Annotated in this window: 8 protein-coding genes; 1 reads left to right on the top strand and 7 read right to left on the bottom strand. The window is 64.9% G+C overall.

The genetic code is table 11. The features are described 5' to 3' along the window. Positions 1 to 224: 224 nt before the first annotated feature. On the top strand, positions 225 to 797 hold the full coding sequence (locus tag V7Q39_RS17240) for a GNAT family N-acetyltransferase (protein WP_333817851.1): 573 nt from the start codon (positions 225 to 227) through the stop codon (positions 795 to 797). A gap of 7 nt (positions 798 to 804) precedes the next feature. Here the strand turns inward: V7Q39_RS17240 and V7Q39_RS17235 are convergent, their stop codons facing one another. The 7 genes from V7Q39_RS17235 to crcB all read right to left on the bottom strand — a co-directional run bounded on the left by V7Q39_RS17235 (position 805) and on the right by crcB (position 7792). Beyond that, entirely contained in the window at positions 805 to 1572 is a 768-nt protein-coding gene (locus tag V7Q39_RS17235; RefSeq protein ID WP_333817850.1) for an amino acid ABC transporter ATP-binding protein, read from the bottom strand. A gap of 9 nt (positions 1573 to 1581) precedes the next feature. After that, on the bottom strand, positions 1582 to 3039 hold the full coding sequence (locus tag V7Q39_RS17230; RefSeq protein WP_333817849.1) for an amino acid ABC transporter permease: 1458 nt from the start codon (positions 3037 to 3039) through the stop codon (positions 1582 to 1584). Position 3040: 1 nt separating this feature from the next. Beyond that, complete coding sequence (locus V7Q39_RS17225; RefSeq protein WP_333817848.1) at positions 3041 to 4318, bottom strand: amino acid ABC transporter permease; 1278 nt, start codon at positions 4316 to 4318, stop codon at positions 3041 to 3043. 124 nt (positions 4319 to 4442) lie between these two features. Next, entirely contained in the window at positions 4443 to 5459 is a 1017-nt protein-coding gene (locus V7Q39_RS17220) for an amino acid ABC transporter substrate-binding protein (protein ID WP_333817847.1), read from the bottom strand. Between the two features lie 238 nt (positions 5460 to 5697). Continuing rightward, positions 5698 to 6405, bottom strand: coding sequence for an ATP12 family chaperone protein (locus V7Q39_RS17215; protein ID WP_333817846.1), 708 nt, complete (start codon positions 6403 to 6405; stop codon positions 5698 to 5700). After that, positions 6402 to 7445, bottom strand: coding sequence for an RluA family pseudouridine synthase (locus tag V7Q39_RS17210; protein ID WP_333817845.1), 1044 nt, complete (start codon positions 7443 to 7445; stop codon positions 6402 to 6404). The genes V7Q39_RS17215 and V7Q39_RS17210 overlap by 4 nt, the downstream gene beginning before the upstream one ends. After that, positions 7442 to 7792, bottom strand: coding sequence for a fluoride efflux transporter CrcB (gene crcB, locus V7Q39_RS17205; RefSeq protein WP_333817844.1), 351 nt, complete (start codon positions 7790 to 7792; stop codon positions 7442 to 7444). The genes V7Q39_RS17210 and crcB overlap by 4 nt, the downstream gene beginning before the upstream one ends. Positions 7793 to 8161 lie beyond the last annotated feature (369 nt).

Raw genomic sequence — 8161 nt, 5'->3', positions numbered from 1 at the left:
AGGTCGGTCAGCATCGGCTCGGGGCCGGGGGCGGGAAAGCGGAAAACCATGTCGCTCATGTCAGTCCTTCCAAGGATCGCTGTGGTCTCTCCGATTGGTAGGGCGGGCCTCGCGGGCTGTCCATAGTCCATCCGGGGAAACGGATTTCCCTGCCGGTAAAGCCTGCCAATGCGCAAGCGGATGGTCTATGTCTTCCGGCGAACCGGAATCAGGAAGGTGCCACCATGTCGATCCGTGAAGCCAGGGCGAGTGATGCCGAGCATCTGACGCGCTTCATCAACATGGCGGCCGACGACCTGCCGCTGCATTTCTGGAAGCGCTCGGTCGGGCCCGAGGGCGACCCCTGGGCCTATGGCCGCGAACGTGCCGCGCGCGAGACCGGCAACTTCTCCTTCCGCAACGCCTGGCTGGCCGAGGCAGAGGGCGAGGTCGCCGCCTGTCTCCTCGGCTATCCCGCCGACCCCGAGCCCGCCCCCATCGACCCCGACACCCCGCCGATCTTCGTGCCGCTTCTGCAGCTGGAGGCGCTGGCGCCGGGGTCCTGGTATCTGAACGTTCTGGCCACCTATGAAGCCCATCGCGGCAAGGGCCTTGGCAGCGCGCTTCTGGCAAAGGCCGAAGCCATCGCCCGTGACGCAGGCCACGCCACGATCAGCCTGATCGCCGAGGACACCCATCAGGACGCGCTGCGCCTCTACCGCTCGAAGGGCTTCCGCGAAATCGCCCGCCGCCCGCTGGTCAAGGGCGACTGGCAGGTGGATGCCTCCGAGTGGATCCTGTTCGTCAAACCGCTCTGACCCGCGGTCAGTGACCGAGGATCTGGCTGAGGAACAGCTTGGTCCGGTCGCTCTTCGGATTGTTGAAGAACTCCTTCGGCTCGTTCTGCTCGACGATCTGGCCCTGGTCCATGAAGATGACCCGGTTCGCCACCGCCTGGGCGAAGCCCATCTCATGGGTGACGCAAAGCATGGTCATGCCTTCCTTCGCCAGCTCGATCATCGTGTCCAGCACTTCCTTGATCATCTCGGGGTCAAGGGCCGAGGTCGGCTCGTCGAACAGCATGATCCGCGGCTTCATGCACAGGCTGCGCGCGATGGCCACCCGCTGCTGCTGGCCGCCGGAAAGCTGGCCGGGGTATTTGTGCGCCTGTTCCGGGATCTTCACCTTCGACAGGAAATACATCGCCGTTTCCTCGGCTTCCTTCTTCGGCACCTTGCGCACCCAGATCGGCGCCAGCGTCAGGTTCTCCAGGATCGTCAGATGCGGGAACAGGTTGAAGTGCTGGAACACCATCCCGACCTCGGACCGGACCTTGTCGATGTTCTTCAGGTCGTTGGTCAGCTCGGTGCCGTCGACGATGATCTGGCCCTGCTGGTGTTCCTCCAGCCGGTTGATGCAGCGGATCAGCGTCGATTTCCCCGACCCCGACGGTCCGCAGATCACGATCCGCTCGCCGCGCTGGACAGTCATGTTGATGTCGCGCAGCACGTGGAACTGACCGTACCACTTGTTCATTCCGGTGATCTGGATCGCGACTTCGTCCGAGACCTGCATTTTAGCTGCTTCTGCCATGATGTGCCCTTAGCGATGATCGGTCTTCAGCTTGCGTTCGAGGTACATGGAGTACCGCGACATGCCGAAGCAGATGACGAAAAAGATGACGCCGACGAAGATGTAGGGCTCCCAGTAGATGCCCTTCCAGTTGATGTCGGCACGGACGATCTGGGTGACGCCCTTCAAGGGGTCCATCAGGCCGACGAAGGCGACCAGCGTGGTGTCCTTGAAAAGCCCGATGAAGGTGGAGACGATAGCGGGGATCGAGATCTTCAGCGCCTGCGGCAGGATGATCAGCCGCTGCGCCCGCCAGTAGTCCAGCCCCAGCGCATCCGCTGCCTCGTACTGACCCCTAGGCAGGGCGGCCAGTCCGCCCCGGATCACCTCGGCCAGGTAGGCGGCGGCGAAGAAGGTGACCAGGATGATCACCCGCAGGATGATGTCGAAGTTCGTCCCCGGCGGCAGGAAGTACTGCAACAGAAGCGAGGCGGTGAAGAGCAGCGTGATCAGCGGCACGCCGCGGATGAACTCGATGAAGCCGACCGACAGCGTCTTGACGATCAGCATGTCCGACTGGCGGCCCAAGGCAAGCAAGATGCCGATGGGCAGCGAGAAGGCGATGCCGGTGACACCGATGACGATGGCCAGAAGGAAGCCGCCGAACTGGTCGGAGTTGATGGATTGCAGCGCCAGAGGCAGGATGCCGTGCAGGACACCGACCGCTGCCTTGTCCGCGTAAAGCCACCACAGCACGGCCACGACGATGCCCGCCCCGGCTGCGGGCGCAAGGCCAATGAGCGGCGAAGCCAGGCGGAAGACGGCGTACAGGATGCCGAACCCTGCCATCGCCACGATGGGCGCCCAGACCGACCCGCCCCACAGAAGCCAGAAGCACAGCGCCGGATAGATCAGCGTGAACCAGAGCAGCTTGCCGGGCTGCACCTGGGCCAGCGCAAGCATCCCCACGACAAGGGCGATAGCCAGCGCGAAGGGAAAGCCCGGCGTCCCGGCGAGAGTGAGCGTCACCAGCAGGAAGACCAGCACCGCGCCCAGCACGATGGTCAGGTTGCGCTTCTGCCCCGAGAACAGCACCGGGGCCAGCGCGCCGAACAGCAGGCCGAAGGCAAGGATCGGGCGCCACCACTGGCTCGGCGGGTAGAAGCCGAACAGGAACTGGTGCCAGCGCTCGCGGATCATCGCCCAGCAGGCCCCGGTCGCGCCCTCACCGGCATTGGCGGCAACGATCTGGCGGCACTCGCCCAGGGACGAGGCGTTCCAGACCGAATTCAGCCACCAGGGCAGCGAGGACGAGATCAGCCAGTAGACCGCCAGAAGGCCGATCACGGTCAGCGCGATGTTCAGCGGCGTCGAGAACAGGTTCGCGCGCAGCCATTTCACCGCACCGCGTTCGCCCAACGGGGGCGCCACGGGCGGCAGCATGGTTTCGCGGACGAAAGTGACGGTTTGGGCATGCGTCTCGCTCATCTCACCGCGCCTTCAGCTGGACGGATTTGTTGTAGAGGTTCATCACTGTCGAGATCGACAGGCTGATCGCCAGATAGATCAGCATCATCAAGAGCATGCATTCCAGCTCGCGCCCCGTCTGGTTCAGCGTGATGCCCCCCAGCGTGCCGCGCAGGTCCAGATAGCTGACCGCGATCCCCAGCGAGGTGTTCTTGGTCAGGTTCAGATACTGGCTGATCAGCGGCGGGATGATGACCCGCAGCGCCTGCGGCAGGATGATCAGGCTCATCGTGCGGTTGGGACGCAGGCCCAGCGCGAAGGCGGCCTCGGACTGCCCCCGGCTGATTGCCATGATCCCGGCCCGCACGATCTCGGCGATGAAGGCGGCGGTATAAAGGGTCAGCGCGATCAGAAGCGCGGTGAAGCTGTGCGCGACCAGGATGCCGCCCTGGAAGTTGAACCCCTTGAGCACGGGAACGTCCAGATGGAAGCCCATGGCGACCAGAAGCACGATCACCGGCGCGAAGAGCACCAGAATCGACTTCCACCACGTCACCGGCCGCACCCCCGTCGCCTCCTGGGTGGCGCGGGCCGATGCCAGCATGCGGCGGTTGACGAAGACCGAACCGGCGATGACCGCGACCACGGCCCAGAAGGTCAGGTTCAGCGACATGAAGCCGAGGTCGAGCGTGCCGAGCCCGCGCTCGAACAGCGGCGCAGGGACATTCGTGCCCCGGTTGGTGACGGCGACGGTATCGAACAGGATCATCGAGGCTTTCGGCGCCTCGCCCGCAGCGATCATCTCGTCCGTGACCTTGAAGTCCTTCGGCAGCGGCGTCGTTTCCGACAGGATGACATAGGACAACAGGATCCACAGCAGAAGCGGCACGTTGCGGAAGGTTTCGACATAGACCGTCATCATCCGGCTGACGAGCCAGTTTCGCGACAGCCGCAAGACCCCGACCGTCACCCCAAGGATGGTGGCGAAGATGCAGCCGAAGAAGGCCACGACCAGCGTGTTGATCAACCCGACCAGCAGCGCGCGGAAGTGGTTGTCGTCGTTGTTGTAGGGGATCAGCTGCTGGCCGATGTCATAGCCCGCGCGTTGCCAGAGGAAGCCGAAGTTGAAGACCTTCCCGCGGGCCGCCAGGTTCTGCGCCGTGTTGTTCAGCAGCCAGGCGACCGCCAGCGCGAAGAGAACCAGCACGACCAATTGGATCGTGTAGGACCTGTAGCGTGTATCGTAGATGAGCATCGAGAGCCGAAAGCCATCTTTCGGCGCGTCCGTTGCCATTGCCATGGCTACCCCCTGTTTCCCGTAGGCAGCCCCGAGTTTCCGGTGGCGATGAGGTCCCTGCCTCGGCCTTGCGGGTTTATTGCTTGAAAAAGAACGGGGGCGCCCGAAGGCACCCCCGAAGGCTCGATCACCGGAAGGGCGGCGCGTATTGCAGCCCGCCCTGGGTCCACAGCGCGTTCAGGCCGCGGGCCAGGTTGATCGTGGTGCCCTCGCCGATGTTGCGCGCGAAGACCTCGCCATAGTTGCCGACGGCAGCGATGGCGTTCTTGAAGGCCGCGTTGTCCAGACCGATCTTCGCGCCCATGTCGCCCGAGGCGCCCAGAAGACGCTTGACCTCTTCATCCGCGGTCGAGGCCAGGACTTCCTCGACATTGGCCTTGGTGATGCCTTTCTCTTCGGCGATCAGCAGGGCGAAGTAGGTCCAGCGGACGACGTCGCCCCAGTTGCTGTCCCCGTGCCGCACCACCGGGCCGAGCGGCTCTTTCGAGATGATCTCGGGCAGGATGATGTGGTTGTCGGCATCCGGCATGGTCGCACGGCTGGCGGCCAGGCCCGAAGCGTCGGTGGTGTAGGCGTCGCAGGCGCCGGCCAGATATTGCCGCTGCGCTTCCGAGTCATCGGCCACGGTGACGGGCTGGTAGGTGATGTTGTTCTGCTTGAAGAAGTCGGCCAGGTTCAGCTCGGTCGTGGTACCGGTCTGGATGCAGACGGTCGCGCCGTCCAGTTCCTTGGCCGACGAAACGCCAAGGTCCTTCTTCACCATGAAGCCCTGGCCGTCGTAGTAGTTCACCGCCACGAAATCCAGCGCCAGTTCGGTATCGCGCGAGAAGGTCCAGGTCGAGTTGCGGACCAGCACGTCCACTTCGCCCGACTGCAGCGCGGTGAAGCGGGTCTCGCCGGTGGTCGGCACGAACTTCACTTTGGTCGGGTCGCCCAGCACCGCCGCGGCGATGGCGCGGCACAGGTCCACGTCGAAGCCGGCCCAGTTGCCGCTGGCGTCCGGGGCGCCGAAGCCGGTGAGGCCGGTGTTCGACCCGCAGATCAGCTCGCCGCGCGCCTTGACGTCGTCAAGCGTGCCGGCCAGCGCCAGCCCCGAGACCAGCGTGGTGGCCGCGAGTGCGCCGAAGAATACGGATTTTTTCATTCTTACCTCTTCCTGAGTAGGCGGCCCTTCCAGGGGCCACGTTTTTTTGTGCAGCGCGAATGCATCGCGTCGATGCTTGTTGCAGGAGGCCAGGCCCCCCACTGGGGACAGTTTCGGCTAAAGCGCTTTTGTTGGTCAAGCGGGCACTGAGGATTTCAGGAAAAACGCCTGTTTCCGGTGGGTTATCCCCCGCAAACAAGCAGTGCATTCTCTCTTGCCGCAAGTTTGGGCAGAAATGTTACCCACACAATCCGAAGAATCGGTCGGCCTGCAGAAAGGCCGCCTGTTTGCGGGCCGCAATTTCCGCGGCTTCCTCGTCCTCGCCCCAGAGCGAAATCTGCCAGTCCTCGTCGATCCGCGACAGGGTCCAGGCCGCTTCCGCGCCAAGCCGCCCCGCCGTCACCGCAAGGCCCAGCACCAGCGAGCCGGAGATGGCGACGAGGTCATGGAACGCCGACAACTGGAAGGGATCAAACAGGCTCACCCGCCGGTACAGCATGCCAAGGCTTTCCGGCGGCTGGTCGATATGCATGACGCCCGTCGTGACCAGAAGCGGTGCGCCCAGCGCCTGCGCGGCCCAGTCCAGCAGCGGGTCCCAGGCCTCGGCCTGCCGCGCCACCAGATCGGCCGGCCCCTCGGCGCGGTAGCACAACAGGTCCGTCGCACCATAGGCGGCCAGCATCGCCACCACCGCGTCCTGCTGCGGCGCAACCTTGTCGATGGCCGAATTCGCCGTGCGGGTGAAGGGCATCGTCTCGGGGTCGATCCTGCCCTCCTGCGCCTGCCACTCCGCCGCCACCGCCTCGGCCAGCGCTTGCGTCGGCAGCACCAGCGGCGCTTTCAGCGGCGTGCGCACCGGGCGCGCGTCCAGATGCACGGTGAAGCCGCCCTCGACGGGAACGGCAGTCGCGCTCGTCCAGAAACGGCGCGCGGACCAGACGCTCACCGGATCACCTCGAACGGGTCGGCGGGGACGTCACCTTCCTTCCAGTCCAGAAGCTTCCAGGTGCGGGCCATATGCTCTGGCAAAGGCGCGGTGAAGGTCATCGGCTTCTTGGTAATCGGATGCTCGATGGTCAGGCTGCGCGCGTGCAGGTGCAGCTTCTTCGACAGCTCCCCCCCGGCCCCGGCGCCCCAGCCGTCGCCCAGATTCTCGGTCTCGCTGCCGCCATACTTGCCATCGCCCAGGATCGGATGCCCGATCTCGGCCATATGCGCGCGCAGTTGATGCGTGCGGCCCGTCACCGGCTCCAGCGCCATCCAGGACAGGCGCGAGCCCAGGAACCACAGGGTGAAATAATCGGTATGGGCGCGCTTCGCATCCGGGTGGTCGGCCATCTTGGCGGGATGGACACAAAGCATCTTCTCGCCCTCGCCCCCCCTGCCCCGGCCCGGAGCCTTTTCCAGCGCGAACTTGATCGAGCCCTGCCGGGGATGCGGCACGCCCGCGACGACCGCCCAGTAGATCTTGCGCGCAGCCCTGTGGCGCAGCGCTTCCGACAGCGCACGCGCCACCCGGTCGGTCCGGGCCAGCATCAGGACGCCCGAGGTGTCCTTGTCCAGCCGGTGCACCAGCTTGGGCTTGTCCTTGTAGCCGAATTTCAGCGCCTCGGCCAAACCGTCGACATGCCGGTCGCCCTGCCCCGAGCCGCCCTGCGATGGCAGGCCGGCGGGTTTGTTCAGCACGATCAGGTGCTCGTCCTTGTAGAGGACCGCAGCCTGGATCATCCGCGCATCGGCAGCTGAAACGCCCTGCACCCGCGCCTCGGTCCGGGGGGCAGCATCCGGCAGCGGCGGCACCCGCACGGTCTGCCCCGGCATCACCCGGTCCGAGGCCTTGACCCGCCCACTGTCGACCCGGATCTGTCCCGTCCGGCACAGCTTTTCCACCGCAACCTGGTTCAACTGCGGGAAGCGGCGGCGCAGCCACTTGTCCAGCCTTTGCTCGCCCTCATCCTCGGTTACGGTCAGGTTCTGGACGGTCATTGCAGGCCTCGGGCAAGTGCCACGCCAAGCGCGACGGCGATCAGGGACAGGGCGACCGAGGCGAGCACATAGGCCGCCGCCTGCAGCGACTGGCCCTGCTGGATCAGCTTCAGCGTGTCCAGCGAAAAGGCCGAGAATGTGGTGAAACCGCCGATCACGCCGGTCATCAGGAACAGCTGCCATGCTATCCGGGAATCGAGCAGGATGAACAGCACGCCGATGGTGAAACTGCCCAGCACGTTCACCGCCGCCGTACCCCAGGGCGCACCGATGGCCGCGACCATCAGATAGCGCAGCATCGAACCGATGGCACCGCCGAGGGCAATGAGGGGAAGGGTCTGGGACATGGACCTGCTTTGCGGCGCGGGGGACGGATTGTCAATGTTCTGGCAGCCGCCGTGCGGCCTAGCCCGCGGTGACAGGGGGCCGATCGCCGGACACGGTTAACGGCTTGCCGCCCCTACGCGCGTATGGATGGAATCCATACGGAAAACAGATAGGAAACATACCGCCAGATTGCTGGAGAAGAGCAAGGTTTAACCCAACGGTTCAAGGGCTTTCCCCGCATCGGCCAAGGGTGTTGCGTGCCCCCCTCGCCGAAGCCTCTTCACGCCCCGTTAACCGGGATCACCCGTCCTGCCGCTTCGACCTGAGCTTGGCGAAATACTCCACCCGCTTCTTCAGCTCGCGCTCGAACCCACGCTCGGGCGGCAGAT

It is taken from the genome of Tabrizicola sp. (assembly GCF_036781545.1).
Classification (GTDB): domain Bacteria; phylum Pseudomonadota; class Alphaproteobacteria; order Rhodobacterales; family Rhodobacteraceae; genus Tabrizicola.
This window is presented reverse-complemented; position numbering and strand designations above follow the sequence as displayed.

Coding starts and splice junctions, on each gene's coding strand:
- V7Q39_RS17240 (WP_333817851.1), top strand. CDS start 225: ATGTCGATCCGTGAAGCCAGGGCGAGTGATGCCGAGCATCTGACGCGC.
- V7Q39_RS17235 (WP_333817850.1), bottom strand. CDS start 1,572: ATGGCAGAAGCAGCTAAAATGCAGGTCTCGGACGAAGTCGCGATCCAG.
- V7Q39_RS17230 (WP_333817849.1), bottom strand. CDS start 3,039: ATGAGCGAGACGCATGCCCAAACCGTCACTTTCGTCCGCGAAACCATG.
- V7Q39_RS17225 (WP_333817848.1), bottom strand. CDS start 4,318: ATGGCAATGGCAACGGACGCGCCGAAAGATGGCTTTCGGCTCTCGATG.
- V7Q39_RS17220 (WP_333817847.1), bottom strand. CDS start 5,459: ATGAAAAAATCCGTATTCTTCGGCGCACTCGCGGCCACCACGCTGGTC.
- V7Q39_RS17210 (WP_333817845.1), bottom strand. CDS start 7,445: ATGACCGTCCAGAACCTGACCGTAACCGAGGATGAGGGCGAGCAAAGG.
- crcB (WP_333817844.1), bottom strand. CDS start 7,792: ATGTCCCAGACCCTTCCCCTCATTGCCCTCGGCGGTGCCATCGGTTCG.